This window comes from Streptomyces sp. NPDC000878 (assembly GCF_053599695.1).
On the sequence record NZ_JBSFMT010000003.1, the window covers coordinates 259,051 to 276,157 of the forward strand.

Consider the following 17,107-nt stretch of genomic DNA (forward strand, 5'->3'; position numbering starts at 1 on the left):
GGGCGACCAACGTGCCGGACTCCTGCGTCGAGGAGGTCTCCGACCACACCGTCGGCATGGTGCTGGCCTGGACGTGGGGGCTGGCCGTGTCCGACCGGGAAGTCCGCGCTGGCCGTTGGAACCCCGCCGGCGCCCGGCTGCGCCGCCTGTCGACGCTGACCTGCGGCGTCGTCGGACACGGCCGCATCGGACGCGCCACCGTGCGCAAGCTCGGCGCGTTCGACTGCCGGATCCTGGCCCACGACCCCGAGCCGGCGTCTTCGCGATGGCGTTCCTGCCGCCCGAGCACTACCCCGTGTGGAAGGCGCGGTTGCTGGACGGCGAGGGGCGGGTGGAGACCGCGGCGGCCGTTGGGGAGCTGCTCTGCATCCTGCACGCGGCGAGCGCGGGCGAACCCGCCCTTGCCGCGGAGTTCGCCACCGACGACAACTTCCACGCGCTGCGCATCGAGCCGTACCTGCTGGCCACCGCTGCCGCGCACCCCGGACTGAGCACCACCCTCCAGGGCCTGGCCGCCCGCACGGCCACGACACACCTGGCCCTGGTGCACGGTGACGTCAGTCCCAAGAACATCCTCGTCGGACGGTCCGGGCCGGTGCTGCTGGACGCCGAGTGCGCCTGGTACGGCGACCCGGCCTTCGACCTCGCCTTCTGCGTCGACCATCTGCTCCTCAAGAGCCCGGTGGTGCCGGGGAGCCGTGCCGATCTCCTGCGGTCCGCCCGGGTGCTGGCCGAGGAGTACGTCCGGTGTGTCGACTGGGAGCCCCGGCCGACGTGCCGACGAGCAGCAAGGGTTTTCAGCACAGGAACTAAGCGTGTTCCTTACGGTGCCGAGGTCGGCCGACTCACCCCCGCCGGGTCCGCCGAGGGTTCAGGAACCTCCGCCCTCACCTGCCTGTCCTGTCCATGCGCCCAAACCCACCAAGCCCGGCCCGGGTAGGCCGCCCGGCGGCTCGAAGAGCAAGCGCCCCGCCAACCACAACGACGTGGGCAAAACCGTCAGACGATCCGAGACCATCGCCGAACGCGACCAAGCAAGACCACAACGAAGCGATCCCGGGCCTGTCAGTGGCACCGGGCAGAATACGGCCCCGTGAGCCTGCACTTCGAAGTTGTCTTCACGTGCTTTCTTCGGGACGACACGCCCGACACAGTCCTGGAAGCCCTGCGATGGCACCTCGGGCTGGCCCCCGAGCGCCCGGCGGGGCTTGGCGCCGAGGAGCACACCTGTCCATTGCTCGCTCCGGACCCGGACGGCCGCCTGCCCGGAGGAGACTTCGCCTCCCTGCGGCGCCAGTCCCGAGGCTTCGTGGCGGGCGGCGAAATCCACGTATGGGGACTGTTCAGCCGCAACTACTGGCTCGATGACGAGATGGGAGAGCTCGTCACCATCCTGGATCTGCTCGCACCCCACGTCGAAGAACCCGGTTTCGGCGGATACTTTCGCGAAGAGTGCGACGCCGAGCCGACGATCTTCACCTTCCAGGACGGCACATACGGGCCGCTGAAGCTCTGATCAGGTCTCCGGGAGAAGGCCGCGACGCCTGGCAGGGCAAGGGCTGCTGTGCCCCGCCCGCCACGACCGCAGCCGTCGGCAGCGGGGCGGGCGGCTGCGGCCCCGGCTGCGACTGACCGTCCACGCACACCGAACGGGCCCGCTGCCGACGGAGGTGCTTTGGGTGCGGGTGTCGTCCGACTTCGTACCCGCCCCTCGGTGTCCGGTGCGCCTACACCTCGATGTGCGAGCCCATGATGACCGTGCGGTCGCGGGGCAGGCTGAAGTACTCGGCGGCGTCGGCCGTGATGTAGGAGGTGGCGATGAACAGCCGCTTGCGCCAGGGCGCCATCGTCGGGGCCTTCCCGCGACGCAGCTCGATCTTCGACAGGAAGTAGGACGCCTGGTCGAGTTGCAGCGGCCCCTCGGTCTGGGCCGGGTCGAGCATGGCCAGTGTGCCGGGCACGTCCGGGATCTCCATGTAGCCGAACCGAGCGGTGACGTGGATGATCCCGTCGTCGGCGCACCCGAGGTCGTCGACGACGATCCGCTCCTCGGCCGGGACGCGGGGCACCGGCTCGGTCCCGATGGACAGGATCACGACCTGGTCGTGCCGCACGTGGTTGTGCTTGGCGTTGGCCCGCATGGCCAGCGGTGCGGTCTCCTTGTCCCGGTTCAGGAAGACGGCCGTGCCGGGCGCCCGGAGCGTCGGCTCCTGCCCCGCGCGGAGATGGTCGATGAACTCGGGCAGCGGGCCCTCCTGGCGCGCTCGTTCCGCGGTGACGATGTCGCGGCCGCGCTGCCAGGTCGTCATGACGGTGAACGCGGTGACGCCGATCAGCAGCGGCAGCCACGCGCCGTGGACGAGCTTGGTCATGTTGGCCGCCACGAACAGCAGGTCCACCAGGAGGAGCACGCCACCGCCGACGACGAGCAGCCACCGGGGTGTACCCCACTTGGCACGGGCGACATAGAAGAACAGCAGGGTGGTGATGGTGATGGTCCCGGTGACCGCCATGCCGAACGCGTAGGCCAGCGCGGCGGAGGTGCGGAAGGCGAAGACCAGGGTGAGCACCGAGACCATCAGCAGCCAGTTGATCCAGGGGACGTAGATCTGACCGATGGTGGACTCGGAGGTGTGCGCGATGCGCAGCCTCGGCAGATAGCCGAGCTGGGCCGCCTGGGAGGCGACCGAGTACGCGCCGGTGATCACCGCCTGGGAGGCGATCACGGTCGCCGCCGTCGCCAGGATGACCATCGGCCAGCGCCCCCAGCCGTGCACGAGCAGGAAGAACGGGCTGCTGACGTTGTCCGGATCGTCGAGAATCAGCGCGCCCTGGCCCAGGTAGCTCAGAACGCAGGCGGGCAGTACGAGGAACAGCCAGCCCCGGGTGATCGCCCGGCGGCCGAAGTGCCCCATGTCGGCGTAGAGCGCCTCGGCGCCGGTGACCGCGAGCACGATCGCGGCCAGGGCGAAGAAGGCGGTGCCCCAATGGCCGAACAGGAAGCTCAGCGCGTACGTCGGTGACAGTGCCCTGAGGATGCCCGGACGGTCGGCGATGCCGGCGACACCGCACGCGCCGATGGCCACGAACCAGACGATCATGACCGGCCCGAACACCCTGCCCACCGCCGCGGTTCCCCGGCGCTGCACCAGGAACAGCCCCACGATGATCACCGCGGTGATCGGCACGACCGCGCTGTCCAGTGACGGCTCGACGATCTTGAGTCCTTCCACCGCGGACAGCACCGAGATCGCCGGGGTGATCATGCTGTCACCGAAGAACAGGGACGCGCCGAAGATGCCGAGCGCGGTCAGGACGACGGCGCCTCGACGCCCACGCTGTGAACTCCACCGCCGCAACAGGGTGATCAGCGCCATGATGCCGCCCTCACCGTCGTTGTCGGCGCGCATCGCCAGCAGCACATAGGTGACCGTGACGATGATCATCACCGACCAGAACACCAGCGACACCACCCCGTACACGTTGTCCGTGGTGACTGGGACGGGGTGCGGGTCGTCGGGGTTGAACACCGTCTGCAGGGTGTAGATCGGGCTGGTGCCGATGTCGCCGAAGACCACACCGAGAGCACCGATGATCACCGCGAGGCGCACCGAGTCGTGCGTGCTCGTCGGACGGGTCTCCGGTGCCCGCGGCGCGGATCCGTCGTCCGACTCGGTTCCCTGCCGTCGACCGGCCATGGTGCTCCTCCTCCGTGCCGTCCGCTGAGCTGCGGACCAGGGGCATAGGGGCGGACGATACCGACCCCCTGGCGTGACCACCTGTAGGGGGTGCTGTTTCGTTCTGAGTGGCGTCAGGACACCCACGACGTGACGCTCGCGGTGAACGGGATGCCGTGGGTATGGGCGATGCCGGGTCAGGTTGGTGTGTCTGCCGTTCGTGGGCGGGGCCGCCGGGATGGTGTCCCGCCGAGTGGTGCAGTCCGTCAAGGGTCGTGAACGCGCGGGTGTCCGCCCGGGGCGTGCATCGGCTGTGGGTGAGTGCTCCCTGAACAAGAGCAGGCCATCGCGCAAGTCTCCCTGGTGAACGGGCAGTTCAACCGGAGGAGCGCACGATGGCCTTGTCCCAGTCTGGCCTGATGCAGCTGCTTCAGTCACTACGTACGGCCGACGGAGTTGAGACGATCAGGATGCTGTGCGAGCGCATCCTGCAAGAACTCATCGAGGCCGAGGCGACCGAAGCCATCGGTACCGCCCGGGGCGAGCACTCCGAGACGCGCACCACCTGGCGCAACGGGCACCGCGAGCGGCTGCTGACCACCCAGGCAGGCGACCTCGACCTGAAGATCCCCAAAGTGCGGACCGGGTCGTCCTTCCCCTCGCTGCTGGAGCGGCGCCGGCGCATCGACCGGGCCCTGTTCGCCGTGGTGATGGAGGCATACGTGCACGGCGTCTCCACCCGCTCGGTCGACGACCTGGTCAACGCACTCGGCGCCGACACCGGGCCCGCGTCAACCACCGGATCGTCTCGCAGGCCGTGGTCATCGCGACCGGCATCTCCGCCACCGGACACCGCGAGATCCTCGGAGTGATGGTCGGCGACAGCGAATCGAAGCCGTTCTGGACAAAGTTCCTGCGCTCGCTGCGAGCCCGCGGCCTGGACAACGTCCAACTGGTCATCTCCGACAGCCACAGCGGACTGGTGGCCGCGATCCGCACCGTCTTCCTCGGCTCGGCCTGGCAAAGGTGTCGAGTTCACTTCGTCCGAGACGTCTTCGGCGTGATCGAAAAGGCTTCGGGAGAGATGGTCGCAGCCACCATCCGCACCATCTTCGCGCAGACCACCGGCGAAGCCGTCCGCACCCAGCTGAACGTGGTCGCCGACATGCTCGGACGCCAATTTCCCCAGGTCAAGCACATGCTGCTGGACGCCGCGACAGATATCACCGCGTTCGCGGACTTCCCGCCGGCGCACTGGAAGAAGATCTGGTCCACCAACCCCCTGGAACGGCTGAACCGGGAGGTCAAACGCAGGGCCGCGTCGTCCAGGTCTTCCCCAACCCCGCCGCATTGGACCGTCTCGCCGCCGCGGTCCTGGCCGAACTCCACGACGAATGGCAGGTCTTCGACCGCCGCTACCTCTCCGAAGCTTCCATGGCCGAACTCCTCACCACCAAACCGGCCGACAGCGAACGCCGGCTACCTCCAGAACAGCAACCGGATCAGCTCGGCCAGTGACTACACCACTCGGCGGGACACCATCGCCGCCGGGTATATCCGGCCGCTGCAGGCTCTGCTGAGTCCCGACATCGAGGTGGTGGGGGTGCGGTACCCCGGCCGCCAGGACCGGTTGCGGGAACCGGCGATGACCGATCTCAACCTGCTCACGGACCATGTCTTCGAGGCACTGCGCCCCACGGCCGCCGACGATGCACCACTGGCCGTGTTCGGCCACAGCATGGGTGCGGTCGTCGCTTTCGAGCTGTTCCGCAGATTCGAGCGGCACGGACTGCGGGGGCCGAGCGCCCTGTTCGTCTCCGGGCGGGGCGCAATCTCCCTGGGATGGGCGTGCGTTGTGGTTGGGGGCGGTGAAGTCGAATCTGGGGCATACGCAGGCGGCTGCAGGTGTGGCGGGTGTGATCAAGATGGTGATGGCGATGCGGCACGAGCTGCTGCCCCGCACGCTCCATGTGGATGCGCCTTCGCCTGCGGTGGACTGGTCGGGCTTGACGGGCGGGTACGAATCGGCCTCCAGCGCTCCGACGCCTGCCCGTCAGGTGTCGAGCAGATCCTGGATCGCTCGCGGAACGGCGCCGGGGCGGCTCCAGCGATCAGGGGTACGTGGGGCAGCGGGCAGGCGCGAGGAACCTCGTCGTAGCGCCGGCCGACGCTCTCCAGCTTCTGGAAACGCCCCGCTACCAGCGTGCCGGTCCGGCGATCCGGTCGTCACGTGTCCTCGCGAGCGGGGCAGGATATGGGTGGCAGAGCCCCGGCGAGCGGAGGACGGCGTCGGCGGCGAGTCGTTGTCAGGGCCTGTGGACGGGGGCCGTGCCGATCCAGCGCTGGTAGGCGTCCAGGTCGACGTTGCTGCCGCACACGACGGTGGCGACGTGTCGGCCGGCGAAGCGGTCACGGTCTTCGAGGACCGCCGCGATGCCGAGCGCGGCCGAGGGTTCGACGACGAGGCCGGTGTGGTCGAGGAGCATCCGCATTCCGGCGATGATCGACGCCTCCTGGACCAGGACGGCGTCGTCGGCGACCAGCAGGAGGTCGTCCAGGACGGCCGGGATGGGATACCGGCCGGCGACGCCGTCGGCGATCGTGTCGGTCGAGTCGGTGGTGACGACACGGCGCTGGTGCCACGAGTGTGTCAGTGCCGGTGCGCCCAGCGGCTGGACGCAGATCACCTCGACCTCGGGTGCCAGGGCCTTCACCACATGACCCACGCCGGTGGCCAGTGCCCCGCCGCCGAGAGCGATCAGGACGGTGTCGAACGTCGGCGCCATGCCCACTGGGTCCACCAGTTCCAGGCCGATGGTCGCCGCACCTTCGCAGGTCTCGATGTCCAGGCTGTCCTCGACCAGCCGGATGCCCTCGTGCCGTGCGATCGCCGCCGCCCGCTCGCGAGCCAGCTCGTGGTCGCCGTCCACCAACTCCAGCCCGGCGCCCAACGCGCGGATACGGTCAAGCTTGGCCCGGGTCGCGAAACGGGATGCCACGACGGTGACATCGAGCCCCCGGCCGCGACCGGACCACGCGAGGGCCTGCCCAAGATTGCCCGCGCTCGCGCACACCACGGCTCGCGAGCCCTTGTCGGCAAGCAGGCTCGCGATCACCTCGGTGCCACGGGCCTTGAAGCTGCGGACCGGGTTCGCCGTTTCGAGCTTGATGCTGACCGCGCACCCGAGGTCGGGCTCCAGCGCCTCGCAGCGGTAGAACGGAGTGTTGAGAAAGACCGGGTCGATCAGCCGGCGGGCCGCCCGGATCCGAGCGGTGTCGAGACGCGTCTCCTGCACGACACAGCAGCGTAGCGCCACCAGTGCTGGTGCGTCGTCCATGACGGCCGGGCCTGGATCGCGCTCGTCGGCGTGGACCGGGACGACCGGATCGGCCCCGGCCATGACACCGGCGCGCCGGCCTGCACCACGCTCGTGTAGCCGCCGCGCCGCGAGGGGGCACGGCTGGGGGTGGCTCCCGGTGGGAACCACCCCTTGTCGTCCGATGCGGGTACCGCTACTTCGCGAGGCTGCCGTCCGCCTTGACCGCGAACCAAGTGCCGCCCACGCCCTGGCCGTTGGTGTCACCGGGGGTCTGGTCGCCGGTGAACCAGTACAGCGGCCAGCAGTCGAGGGCCAGCTGCTTGGTTCCTCCGTCGGGGCGGGTGTACGTGCTCAGGAGCTTGGGGTCGATGCCCTCGACGGAGTTGACGTCGACCGGCTTGGCGGGCTTCCACTTGTCCAGGCAGGCGTCGACGCAGTTGGACTTCATCGGCCAGTCGGTGTCCTTGGTGAAGCGGTACAGGGTACGGCCCTTGCCGTCGCGGACGATGTCGCCCAACTCGGCGTTGCCGACGGTGGACAGCGGCGGGAGCGCCTCGGTCTGCTCGGCACCGGCGCCACTGCCGTAGCCATCCCCCGTGCCCGTGCCCGTGCCCGTACCCGCATCCGCATCCGCATCCGCGCCCGCGGCGGCAGCCTTCGTGCCGTCGGGAGCCGCGGCGAACCAAGTGCCGCCCACGCCCTGGCCGTTGGCCTGGCGCGGTTGGGTGTCCTTGACGTACCGGTACATCGGCCAGCCCGCGACGGTGAGTTGCTTGGTTCCGTCGGTGCGGGTGACCTCGCCCAGCAGCGCCGGGTCCATGCCCTCGGCCGCCGAGGCGTCGCCTGCCGGGACCGGCGGCCAGGTCTTGGCGCAGTCCCCGTCGCACGTGGACCGCGAGGGCTTGGCCGTGTCGTTGTCGAAGCGGTAGAAGGTGAAGCCCGCACTGTCGGTGAGAACCTGGCCCAACGTGTCGTTGTCCAAGATGCCGAGCTTGCCCGGCGCCGAAGCCTGCAGCTGCGCCAGGCCGTCGGCCGCCCCCGCTGGAGCCTTCGCGCCTGTGCTCGGGGAGGCGCTCAGCGCGGCAGCCGCGGGCTTGGCCGCGTCGTCCTGCTGGGGCCCGCAGCCGGCCGTGAACACGATCGCCGCCGCCGACACCGTCACCGCCACCGAAATTCCCTGCCACTTGCGCATGACTGTTTCCCTCTTCCGTTTCTGAATTTCGGCGCGGCGGAGCGCGCTCCCGTTTTCGTGGGTTTCCGCGAATTGCGGAACATCCGCCCCGTCGACGGACATCCGCTTCAGCGGTGCAATTCCGACGGCGCATCCGGCGCGGTCGGTCAGTCGGTCTTCCGCTGCTGCCGTCAACACGGCCTGTGCGGGAAGGGGGTTCAATCCCCTGAAGGTTCTCTCGAAGATTTTTTCAGCCGCCGCGCACCAGGCGCGGCCCTGCTCCTACTGCCCGGCGCCCTCACGGACGAGCTTGCCGTCCGCGCCCAGCACGAACCACTCACTGTCCAGGCCCTGCCCGTTGACGTCACCGGGGGAGGCGTCGCCGACGTAGTAGTAGAGCGGCCATTCGCCGTAGCTGGCCTGCACCGCGCCACCGGCGCTGGCGGCCGTGGCCAGCAGCTTCGTGTCGGCGCCGGGACCTGCGGCCACCTTGGCCGAGCCCGTCAGCGCGGGCCAGACGGCGATGCAGTCGGCGTCGCAGTTGCTGGTGCCCGCCTTGTCCTTGGTGAAGGCGTAGAGCGTACGGCCGTCCTGGTCGACCAGGATGTCGCCGAGGTCGGAGCCGGTCACCTTCACGGTCTGCCCGGAACCCTGGGGGGAGGGGCTCGCGGGCGTGTCCGACGCCGCGCCCTCCGTGTTTCCGCCGCAGGCGGTCAGGGCCAGCAGGGTCAGGGGAATCGCCGCCAGAGTGATCCGTGCGCGCATGATGTCGACCGTCCTTGTCGTCGTCGTGGCTGCCCCGTGAAAGGGCGTCGCGGATTCCCACACGTGCATCCGGCGTGACGGGTTCAATCGGAATTTCTCTGAACCTCCGTACCGCCGTGGCCGTGTGCTGGGTGCTCGAAGCAACACCCGCACTCGGAAAGGTCCAAGAAAATGCGCAGGAATTCCGCCCTCGTCTCGGCCGCCTCGGCCGTCGTACTGGCCGCGGGTACGCTCGCCGGTGCCGCCACCGTCCCGGCCGCCGCACACGACAGCCACACGGGTCATACCGGGCACACCGGCTCCGCCTCCACCCCGGCCACGAAAACCCTGTCGGCGGTCTCGGCGAAGGCCCGGACCGTATCGCTGGTGGCGCGGCTGGACGGCGCACAGGAAGTGCCCACGCAGGGTGGCCCGGCGGTCGGCGACCAGGACGGTCAGGCCGTCGCCCTCGTCAAGGTCAAGGGCGACCGGGTCACCTTCGCGCTGAGCTGGCAGGGCATCGGCGCGCCGACGCTCGGTCACGTCCACGAGGGCGGGGCCGGCGTCAACGGGGCCGTCAGGACGGGACTGTTCACCACCGCCATGCCCGCCGGGGTGGACTCGGCGGCGGGCCAGACCTCCGTCGACGACGCCGCGCTGGCCGAGCGGCTGCGCACCGACCCGGGCAGCTTCTACGTCAACCTGCACAGCGCGGAGTTCCCCGGCGGAGCGGTGCGCGGCCAGCTGAAGCCGACGGGCCGGGCGATCAACCCGCTCGCCATCATCAGGGGCGGCAGCCTGCGCGCCCTCGCCGACGGCAGCCAGGAGGTCCCGGCCGAGGACCCGAAGGCGGTGGGCGACCGGGACGGTCACGCGGTGGCGTTCCTGCACCCCGGACGTCGCTCGGTGGGCTACTCCCTGGCCTGGGTGAACATCGCGGCTCCGGTCGCGGGCCACATCCACGAAGGCGTGCTGGGGAAGAACGGCGCCGTGAAGGTGCCGCTGTTCACGACACCCGTGCCGCAGAACATCTTCGCCCTCTCGGGCTCCGTCACGGTGGCGGACACCGCGGTCCTCAAGCAGCTCAAGAAGCGCCCGACCGGGTTCTACGCCAATCTGCACACCGCCGAGTTCCCCGACGGGGCGGTGCGCGGCCAGCTCTTCCACTGACCGCCGGCTCCTGACGACCGGTCAGGAACCGGAACCGCCAACAAGACCTCACGGCTCAAGGGCAGGCTTGATTGGTCTGGACGTTGCTGGGACGCTCATCGCGTGTGGATTCGATTCCTCCGCTCAAGAGGCCGGTTCTTACAGGTAGTTGTGCCTGTGGTGCTCGGTGTGTGCGTGGCTCTGGCCGTGGGGGTCTTCGGCCCCGGCGGCCACACCGCGTCGGCACCCGCGTCACCGTCGGCCGACCGGTACGTGGACATCGAGGCGGTTCCTGCCACCGCCGTCCCGGCCGACGGACCGGACGCCTCCGAGGGATCCTTCACCGAGGACTGCGGACGCAACGAGAACGGTCATCGCAACGCCGACAACCTCGTGATCTCCCCGGGACTGACGGGCGGAGCCCACCACGTGCACGACTACGTCGGGAACGTGGTGACCGACGCCCTGTCGACCAACGAGGGTCTGGCCGCGGCCTCCACCACCTGTGCGGGCGGTGACCGGTCCACGTACTACTGGCCGGTTCTGCGACGGCTGGACCGGACCGGAGACGACGCGCACGCCGTAGGGGGCGGGATCGACGGGAATACCGGCGAGATCCTGCTGGCGTCCTCGGTCCGGGTGGAGTTCCGCGGCAGCCCGACGAGCAAGGTGGTCGCCATGCCCCGGTTCCTGCGGATGGTGACCGGGGACCCGGTGGCGGCGACCGTGAACGAACCCGGCCGCGTGCATGCGCAGTGGGGCTGCTCCGGCTACGCGGAGCGTTTCACCGTGCAGTACACGCTGTGCCCCGAGGGCAGCGGACCGACCCGCACGCTGGACTTCCCGAGCTGCTGGGACGGCCTGTCCACCGACAGCGCCGACCACCGCTCGCACGTGGTGTTCCCCGCCGCCAACGGTGTCTGCCCACGGGCCACGTTCGCCGTACCGCAGCTGAGGATCACCCTCACGTACGACGTCCCGCACGATGTGCGCTACGCCGTGGACTCCTTCCCCGAGCAGAAGCGCGATCCGGTCACCGACCACGGTCTGTTCGTCAACGTCATGACGGACCGTCGGATGGAGCAGCTCGTGTCCTGCGTCAACGAGGGCCGCCACTGCCGGCCCGAGTGACGCAGACCACATTGAACCAACCTCCTCGGGGATGCGTGTTGGACGTGTCAGTCAGGGAGAGGACGGGAGTAAGTGGATGGCGGCGGCACTGTGGTCCCGCACTCGGAACAAGCAGAGAGCAAGTGACGAGGCACTGATCCGGGCGCTGTACGAGGAACACGGCAGAGCCCTCCTCGCCTACGCGCAACGCTTGACCGGCGATCACGCGGCAGCGGAGGACGTGGTCCAGGAGACGCTGATCCGGGCGTGGAAGCATCCGGACGTGCTGGTCAACGGCAAGGGCTCGGTGCGCGGCTGGCTGCTCACCGTGGCCCGCAACATCGTCACGGACCGGCACCGGGCGAAGGCCTCGCGCCCGACGGAGGTCGCCGAGTCCGTCACCACCACGCCGGTTGAGGAGGACCACGCGGAGGCCGTGGTGAACTCGATGCTCGTCATGGAAGCCCTCGACCGGCTCTCACCGGATCACCAGGACGTGCTGAGGGAGATCTACTTCCAGGGCAGGAGCGTCAACGAGGCGGCCGAGACTCTGGGGATACCGCCCGGGACCGTCAAGTCCCGGTCGCACTACGCCCTGAAAGCATTACGGGACATGTACAGGGACAAACCAAGAACAGCGAAGCTCGTCGCACTGAAGGAGGTGGCGGTATGAGCGTTCGGCAGCACGACAGCGAATTGCTCGGTGCCTACGTCCTCGGCACGCTCGACGAGCGGGAGGTGCGGGCCATCGACGAGCATGTGGAGTCGTGCCCGCGTTGCGGGGACGAACTGGACGGGTTGCGTGAGATGCAGGCCGCGCTGGGTGAGGTGCCGCCGGAGGCGTTCCTCGACGGTCCGCCGGAGGGCGGGGACCTGTTGCTGCAGCGCACGCTGCGACAGGCTCGCAGTGAACGCACGGGTGTGGAGCGGCGACGACGGGTGGTGCTGTCCGCGGTGGCGGCCGTCGCGGCGGCGGCCGTGCTGGGTGGCGGCGTACTGATCGGCCAGTCCCTCGGCGGCGGGACGACTTCGGAGGCGGTGCCGGCTCCGCCTTCGGCCTCCGTCCCGGCCGCACCGCCCGCCGGTACCGAGGTGGGCTCGGCGACCAGCGCCGCCACCGGGAGCCGGATGACGGTGCGGGTGACCCCGGCCGCCGCCTGGGTCAGGGTCAACGCCTCCGTCAAGGGCATCCCGGCGGGGGAGCGGTGCCGCCTGATCGTGGTGGCCAAGGACGGCACCCGCGAAGTCGCCGGCAGCTGGCTCGTCGCCGACGAGGCCAAGGGCGCCAACCTCGACGGCTCCGCGGCCGTACGGGTCGACGACGTCGCGAAGGTCGTGGTCGAGAACGACCGGGGCAAGGAGTACGTGGCGGTCGAACTCTGAGACACGGCGGGATCCGGAGACGGATCCCGCCGCACGCCCCGCCTACCTGACCGTCATCCCGGTAACCACTTCACCTAGCGCGTCACGCGGTGGCGGAGATAGACGACTTTCGAGTTGAAGGTGCGGGTCTCGACGAGTTCGAGGTCCACCCGGCGCTCGTGCCGGGGAAAGTAGGGAATGCCGCCGCCGACCAGGACCGGGTAGACCATGGTCCGGTACTCGTCGATCAGACCCGACGCGGCAGCCTCCGCGGCGAGAGTCGCCCCGCCGATCGCGATCTCGCCCTCCCCCGGCTCGGCCCGCAACCGCGCGATCTCCTCCGCGACGCTGCCGGAGGCCAGGCGTGCGTTTCCCTGCACCGCCGACAGCGTGGTGGAGAACACCACCTTCGGGAGCGGATTCCAGAGCGCGATCCACTCGAGTTCCGCCTCGCCGAGCGAGGGATCCTGGTCGGCGGTCTCCCAGTACAGCATCGTCTCGTACAGCCGTCGTCCCATCAGGTGGACGCCGACGTCTCGGATCTCGTCGATCCAGAAGCGAAAGACCTCCTTGTCGGGCATCGCCCAGTCGAAGCCGCCGTCCGGCCCGACGATGTAGCCGTCAAGTGAAACGCTCATCGAATAGGTCACGCTGCGCATCAGAGGTCCTCCTCGGTAACGGGTTCGACAGTACGACCGCCCGGCGCCGCAGAACTCATCGCGACTCGCGGAATCCCCTGGACGCGGGTACTCCCGCTGTCGTACGCGCTCGGGCACTGCCGCTCGTACGGTGTGCAGGTGACGTCCTTCGACCGCCTCGCCGCCCGGATGCGGGACCTTTCGCCCAGGTCCGTGGATCTGCTCGTGGTGGCCGTGGTCGCCTGGTTCACCGGGCTGGACGCGTGGTCGAACGACCCGGAGTACCGCCAGGCGGACTGGTTCACCTGGCTGCTGCTGGCGGTCTCGCTCATTGCCCTGGTGTGGCGGCGGCGGTGGCCGGTGGCGGTCGCGGTGGTGACGGGTGCGGCCTGCGCCGGCTGGGCGCTGTACGGGCACATCGGGGAGTTGCTGAACCTGCCGGTGATCGTGGCGCTGTACTCGGTCGCGGTACGGGGCGACCGTCGCCGAACGGTGCGGACCGGGCTGATCGCCTCCCTCACGTCGGGCGCGGTCGCGCTCTGGGTGGGCAACGACGTGGTCAACCCGCAGGGTCTGGCGGTGCTGGAGATGCTGTGGCCGTTGGTGCCGTTGCTCCTGGGTGAAGTGGTGCGTACGCGGCGGCAGTTGCAGGACGAGTACGCCGCCCGGGCCGCCCGCGCGGAGGAGGACCGGGAGCGGGAGGCGGCCCGCCGGGTGCACGAGGAGCGGGTGCGGATCGCCCGCGAGCTGCACGACGTCGTCGCGCACACGGTCACGGCGATGACCGTGCAGGCGGGCGTCGCGCTGGACGCGTTCGACGTGCGGCCCGAGGTGGCCCGGGCGGCGATGCGGCAGGTACGGGAGGCGGGCAAGGAGGCGGTACGGGAGCTACGGGCCACCCTCACCGTGTTGCGCGCGCCGGAGGATGACCCGGTGGAACCGGCGCCGGGGCTCGAGCGGCTCGCCGAGCTGATCGACCGGTTCGCCGGCGGCGATGTGGAGATCACGCTCCGGCGGGAGGGAGAGCCGGACGGGGTGCCGTCGGTGGTGGGGCTGGCGGTGTACCGGATCGTGCAGGAGGCGCTGACGAACGTGGTCAAGCATTCCGGTGCCCGGCACGCGACGGTGTCCGTCGTCCGGCGGGACGGCCGGCTGATGGTGGAGGTCGTCGACGACGGCCCGCCGTCACCGTCACCGTCACCGACCGGCGGTGGCTTCGGGCTGGTGGGGATGCGGGAGCGGGCAGCGGCAGCCGGAGGCACGATCGACTACGGGTCGGTGCCCGGCGGCGGGTTCCGGGTGCGGGCCGAACTGCCGGCCAGCGGCGGCGACGGAGGGGAGCGATCATGAAGGTGCGGGTGGTGCTTGCGGATGACCAGACCGTCGTACGGGCGGGCTTCCGCGCTCTGCTCGACCTGACCGACGACCTGGTGGTGGTCGCGGAGGCGGCCGACGGGCGGCAGGCCGTGGAAGCGGTGCGGCTGACCCGGCCCGACGTCGTCCTGATGGACATCCGCATGCCCGGCGTCGACGGCATCGAGGCCACGCGTCGCATCGCCGCCGACCCCGCCCTGGACGGCGTACGCGTGGTCATGCTCACCACGTACCAGGTCGACGGTTACGTCTTCGAGGCGCTGCGGTACGGGGCGGCCGGGTTTCTGCTGAAGGACATCGAGCCGGACGAACTGCGGGCGGCGATCCGTACGGTCGCCGCCGGACAGAGCCTCCTCGCCCCGGCCGTGACCCGCTCGGTGGTCGAGGAGTTCGCCCGGCTGAAGGGCCCCGAGGCGGCGGGTGCCGAGCGGCTGGCCGTGCTCACCGACCGGGAGCGCGAGGTGATGGCGCTGGTCGCGGCCGGACTGAGCAACGAGGAGATCGGCCGGGAGCTGCTGATGAGCCCGCTCACCGCGAAAACCCATGTGAGCCGCGCGATGACCAAGCTCCGGGCACGGGACCGGGCGCAGCTGGTGGTACTGGCGTACGAGACGGGACTGGTCAGGCCGGGGGAAGGCTGAGCGGGTGAGCGCGGCCCCTCGGCGTCCTTCGACCGGGGCCGACGATGGCTACTCCCGTGGGAGTAGCGGCCGACTCCCGGCGGTGGATGTCCGGATCGTCCGGGCTTCCTATCGTCGTCGGCATGATCGAAGCACGCGACCTCACGAAACGTTACGGCGGCCGGACCGCCGTCGACCGACTGACATTCACCGTCCGGCCCGGCCGGGTGACCGGCTTCCTCGGCCCGAACGGCGCCGGAAAGTCCACCACCCTGCGCCTCGTCCTCGGCCTCGACGCGCCCACCGCGGGCACCGTGACCGTGGCGGGCCGACGGTACGCCGAACTGCCCGCGCCCCTGCGCACGGTCGGCGCGCTGCTGGACGCCAAGGGCGTGCACGGCGGACGCACGGCTCACCAGCACCTGACCGGACTGGCGGCGAGCAACCGCATCCCGCGCCGCCGGGTCGCCGAGGTCCTGGACCTGACCGGTCTGACCGAGGTGGCCGGGCGGCGGGTCAAGGGCTTCTCGCTCGGGATGGGCCAGCGGCTCGGCATCGCCGCCGCACTGCTCGGCGACCCGGAGGTGCTGATCCTCGACGAGCCCGTCAACGGCCTCGACACCGAGGGCGTCCGCTGGATCCGCACGCTGCTGAAGTCCCTTTCCGCACAAGGCCGTACGGTCTTCCTCTCCAGCCATCTGATGAGCGAGATGGAGCTGACCGCCGACCACCTGATCGTGATCGGCCGGGGCCGACTCCTGGCCGACACGAGTGTGCGGGACTTCATCGAGGCCAACTCCCGCGCTCACGTGCTCGTCCGCTCCCCGGAACCGGGACGGCTCCGGGACCTGATGGAGGCCAGGGGTGCGACCGTACGCCCCGACGCCCGGGGCGGCTGGCGCGTGGACGGCCTCGACGCCGCCGCCATCGGCGACCTGGCTCGCGATCACAGCCTCGCCGTTCACGAACTCGCCCCCGCGCACTCCTCCTTGGAGGAGGTCTACACGACCCTCTCCCGCGACTCGACCGAGTACCGGACACAGCAGGAGGCTGTCCGATGACCACCCCCATTGCCACCCCCACCCCCATCCCCATGCAGACACGGGCCGGTCTTCCGCAGGCGCTCGCGCACGAGTGGATCAAGTTCCGCAGCGTGCGCTCCCTGGTCTGGACGACCGTCGCCACCGCCGTCGTTCCCGTGCTGGGCGCGGTGTTCGTCGCGGTGACGGGGAGCCTGCGGCCGGACGACACGGTGCTCGGCGCCGGCCTGACCCTCTCGGTCATCGCCCAGGTGCTCGCCGCGGTCGTCGGCGCACTGCTGATCACCGGCGAGTACGGCAGCGGCAGCATCCGCACCACCTTCGCCGCCACCCCGCGCCGCGCCACCGTGCTGGCCGCGAAGGCGACGCTGCTCACGGGCCTGACCTACGTCCTGGCACTGGCCTCCTGCACACTCGCCTACCTCGTCGGCGACGCGATGCTCGAAGACGGCACGTACGCCCAAGGGGAGCCGCTGCCCGCCCTGTTCGGCGTCGCCGCCTCCTTCGCGGTGGCCGCGCTGCTCGGTCTGGCGGTCGGCACCCTCGTACGCCACTCGGCGGGCGCCGTCACCGCCGTCATCGGCCTGCTGCTCCTCCCGTCCCTCCTCGGGCCGCTCTTCGGCGACGCCCAGCGCTGGGTCGCGGGCCTCTCACCGACGGCCGCCCTGCAGAAACTCACCCAGACCTCGGACGCGACCCCGGAGACCGTCGGCAGCCTCGGCCCCTGGCCGTCCCTGCTGCTCGTCGCGGGCTGCACGACGGCGTTGCTCGTGCCGGCCGCCATGGCCTTGCGCAGGCGGGATGCCTGATCCCACAGCTTTCTGAGGGGGTGATGCGCCCGCCGGGCTGCCCGGCCGGCCAGGTGGGTGAGGTGGAAGTCGGTCGGCACCTCGGTCTCCGGG

Annotated in this window: 14 protein-coding genes and 7 pseudogenes; 16 read left to right on the forward strand and 5 right to left on the reverse strand. The window is 70.3% G+C overall.

Features of this window, described 5'->3' with window-relative positions:
* Positions 1 to 56: 56 nt before the first annotated feature.
* The 5 genes and pseudogenes from ACWDR4_RS04705 to ACWDR4_RS04725 form a co-directional block, all read left to right on the forward strand.
* Positions 57 to 200 (forward strand): annotated as a pseudogene (locus ACWDR4_RS04705) (NAD(P)-dependent oxidoreductase); the annotation flags it as partial.
* Between the two features lie 65 nt (positions 201 to 265).
* Positions 266 to 604 (forward strand): annotated as a pseudogene (locus ACWDR4_RS04710) (aminoglycoside phosphotransferase family protein); the annotation flags it as partial.
* 225 nt (positions 605 to 829) lie between these two features.
* Positions 830 to 1,097, forward strand: a pseudogene (locus ACWDR4_RS04715) (hypothetical protein); the annotation flags it as partial.
* Positions 1,094 to 1,516: a hypothetical protein gene (locus tag ACWDR4_RS04720; protein ID WP_450403853.1), complete on the forward strand. Its 423-nt coding sequence runs from the start codon at positions 1,094 to 1,096 to the stop codon at positions 1,514 to 1,516. The pseudogene ACWDR4_RS04715 and the gene ACWDR4_RS04720, both read left to right, overlap by 4 nt.
* Before the next feature lie 14 nt (positions 1,517 to 1,530).
* A pseudogene (locus ACWDR4_RS04725) lies at positions 1,531 to 1,632 on the forward strand (cation transporter); the annotation flags it as partial.
* A gap of 95 nt (positions 1,633 to 1,727) precedes the next feature.
* Here ACWDR4_RS04725 and ACWDR4_RS04730 read toward each other — a convergent pair.
* Positions 1,728 to 3,698 (reverse strand): potassium transporter Kup, encoded by a 1,971-nt coding sequence (locus ACWDR4_RS04730; protein ID WP_450403855.1) that lies wholly within the window; start codon positions 3,696 to 3,698, stop codon positions 1,728 to 1,730.
* Positions 3,699 to 4,072: 374 nt separating this feature from the next.
* Between ACWDR4_RS04730 and ACWDR4_RS04735 the strand changes: the two are divergent.
* From ACWDR4_RS04735 to ACWDR4_RS04745, 3 pseudogenes are all read left to right on the forward strand, one after another.
* Positions 4,073 to 5,195: pseudogene (locus ACWDR4_RS04735) on the forward strand (IS256 family transposase).
* Between the two features lie 46 nt (positions 5,196 to 5,241).
* A pseudogene (locus ACWDR4_RS04740) lies at positions 5,242 to 5,487 on the forward strand (thioesterase II family protein); the annotation flags it as partial.
* Positions 5,488 to 5,518: 31 nt separating this feature from the next.
* Positions 5,519 to 5,680: pseudogene (locus ACWDR4_RS04745) on the forward strand (polyketide synthase); the annotation flags it as partial.
* A 303-nt stretch (positions 5,681 to 5,983) separates the two neighbouring features.
* Here the strand turns inward: ACWDR4_RS04745 and ACWDR4_RS04750 are convergent.
* The 3 genes from ACWDR4_RS04750 to ACWDR4_RS04760 all read right to left on the reverse strand — a co-directional run bounded on the left by ACWDR4_RS04750 (position 5,984) and on the right by ACWDR4_RS04760 (position 8,933).
* Positions 5,984 to 7,015: a threonine ammonia-lyase gene (locus tag ACWDR4_RS04750; RefSeq protein WP_450404059.1), complete on the reverse strand. Its 1,032-nt coding sequence runs from the start codon at positions 7,013 to 7,015 to the stop codon at positions 5,984 to 5,986.
* A gap of 175 nt (positions 7,016 to 7,190) precedes the next feature.
* Positions 7,191 to 8,189 carry an SCO0930 family lipoprotein gene (locus tag ACWDR4_RS04755; protein ID WP_450403856.1) on the reverse strand — a complete coding sequence of 333 codons (999 nt, stop codon included), beginning with the start codon at positions 8,187 to 8,189 and terminating at the stop codon, positions 7,191 to 7,193.
* A gap of 261 nt (positions 8,190 to 8,450) precedes the next feature.
* Positions 8,451 to 8,933: a COG4315 family predicted lipoprotein gene (locus tag ACWDR4_RS04760; protein ID WP_450403859.1), complete on the reverse strand. Its 483-nt coding sequence runs from the start codon at positions 8,931 to 8,933 to the stop codon at positions 8,451 to 8,453.
* Positions 8,934 to 9,104: 171 nt separating this feature from the next.
* Between ACWDR4_RS04760 and ACWDR4_RS04765 the strand changes: the two genes are divergently transcribed.
* The 4 genes from ACWDR4_RS04765 (at position 9,105) to ACWDR4_RS04780 (ending at position 12,554) form a co-directional block, all read left to right on the forward strand.
* Positions 9,105 to 10,082 carry a CHRD domain-containing protein gene (locus ACWDR4_RS04765; protein WP_450403861.1) on the forward strand — a complete coding sequence of 326 codons (978 nt, stop codon included), beginning with the start codon at positions 9,105 to 9,107 and terminating at the stop codon, positions 10,080 to 10,082.
* Positions 10,083 to 10,256: 174 nt separating this feature from the next.
* The gene (locus ACWDR4_RS04770; RefSeq protein ID WP_450403864.1) at positions 10,257 to 11,192 is read left to right on the forward strand and encodes a DUF1996 domain-containing protein; all 936 of its coding nucleotides are present in this window, start codon (positions 10,257 to 10,259) and stop codon (positions 11,190 to 11,192) included.
* Positions 11,193 to 11,268: 76 nt separating this feature from the next.
* Positions 11,269 to 11,844: a sigma-70 family RNA polymerase sigma factor gene (locus ACWDR4_RS04775; protein WP_450403865.1), complete on the forward strand. Its 576-nt coding sequence runs from the start codon at positions 11,269 to 11,271 to the stop codon at positions 11,842 to 11,844.
* Complete coding sequence (locus ACWDR4_RS04780) at positions 11,841 to 12,554, forward strand: anti-sigma factor family protein (protein ID WP_450403868.1); 714 nt, start codon at positions 11,841 to 11,843, stop codon at positions 12,552 to 12,554. Before ACWDR4_RS04775 ends, ACWDR4_RS04780 begins: the two co-directional genes overlap by 4 nt.
* Positions 12,555 to 12,628: 74 nt before the next feature.
* Here the strand turns inward: ACWDR4_RS04780 and ACWDR4_RS04785 are convergent, their stop codons facing one another.
* On the reverse strand, positions 12,629 to 13,192 hold the full coding sequence (locus ACWDR4_RS04785) for a dihydrofolate reductase family protein (protein ID WP_450403870.1): 564 nt from the start codon (positions 13,190 to 13,192) through the stop codon (positions 12,629 to 12,631).
* 138 nt (positions 13,193 to 13,330) lie between these two features.
* On the opposite strand from ACWDR4_RS04785, the gene ACWDR4_RS04790 reads away from it, so the two are divergent.
* The 4 genes from ACWDR4_RS04790 to ACWDR4_RS04805 all read left to right on the forward strand — a co-directional run bounded on the left by ACWDR4_RS04790 (position 13,331) and on the right by ACWDR4_RS04805 (position 17,014).
* Entirely contained in the window at positions 13,331 to 14,521 is a 1,191-nt protein-coding gene (locus ACWDR4_RS04790) for a sensor histidine kinase (RefSeq protein WP_450403873.1), read from the forward strand.
* Positions 14,518 to 15,186, forward strand: coding sequence for a response regulator (locus ACWDR4_RS04795; protein ID WP_450403875.1), 669 nt, complete (start codon positions 14,518 to 14,520; stop codon positions 15,184 to 15,186). Before ACWDR4_RS04790 ends, ACWDR4_RS04795 begins: the two co-directional genes overlap by 4 nt.
* 122 nt (positions 15,187 to 15,308) lie before the next feature.
* Positions 15,309 to 16,226 carry an ABC transporter ATP-binding protein gene (locus tag ACWDR4_RS04800; protein WP_450403876.1) on the forward strand — a complete coding sequence of 306 codons (918 nt, stop codon included), beginning with the start codon at positions 15,309 to 15,311 and terminating at the stop codon, positions 16,224 to 16,226.
* The gene (locus ACWDR4_RS04805; protein ID WP_450403879.1) at positions 16,223 to 17,014 is read left to right on the forward strand and encodes an ABC transporter permease subunit; all 792 of its coding nucleotides are present in this window, start codon (positions 16,223 to 16,225) and stop codon (positions 17,012 to 17,014) included. The genes ACWDR4_RS04800 and ACWDR4_RS04805 overlap by 4 nt, the downstream gene beginning before the upstream one ends.
* Positions 17,015 to 17,107 lie beyond the last annotated feature (93 nt).

Coding starts and splice junctions, on each gene's coding strand:
- ACWDR4_RS04805 (WP_450403879.1), top strand. CDS start 16,223: ATGACCACCCCCATTGCCACCCCCACCCCCATCCCCATGCAGACACGG.
- ACWDR4_RS04730 (WP_450403855.1), bottom strand. CDS start 3,698: ATGGCCGGTCGACGGCAGGGAACCGAGTCGGACGACGGATCCGCGCCG.
- ACWDR4_RS04765 (WP_450403861.1), top strand. CDS start 9,105: ATGCGCAGGAATTCCGCCCTCGTCTCGGCCGCCTCGGCCGTCGTACTG.
- ACWDR4_RS04760 (WP_450403859.1), bottom strand. CDS start 8,933: ATGCGCGCACGGATCACTCTGGCGGCGATTCCCCTGACCCTGCTGGCC.
- ACWDR4_RS04750 (WP_450404059.1), bottom strand. CDS start 7,015: ATGGACGACGCACCAGCACTGGTGGCGCTACGCTGCTGTGTCGTGCAG.
- ACWDR4_RS04755 (WP_450403856.1), bottom strand. CDS start 8,189: ATGCGCAAGTGGCAGGGAATTTCGGTGGCGGTGACGGTGTCGGCGGCG.
- ACWDR4_RS04780 (WP_450403868.1), top strand. CDS start 11,841: ATGAGCGTTCGGCAGCACGACAGCGAATTGCTCGGTGCCTACGTCCTC.
- ACWDR4_RS04800 (WP_450403876.1), top strand. CDS start 15,309: ATGATCGAAGCACGCGACCTCACGAAACGTTACGGCGGCCGGACCGCC.
- ACWDR4_RS04785 (WP_450403870.1), bottom strand. CDS start 13,192: ATGCGCAGCGTGACCTATTCGATGAGCGTTTCACTTGACGGCTACATC.
- ACWDR4_RS04775 (WP_450403865.1), top strand. CDS start 11,269: ATGGCGGCGGCACTGTGGTCCCGCACTCGGAACAAGCAGAGAGCAAGT.
- ACWDR4_RS04795 (WP_450403875.1), top strand. CDS start 14,518: ATGAAGGTGCGGGTGGTGCTTGCGGATGACCAGACCGTCGTACGGGCG.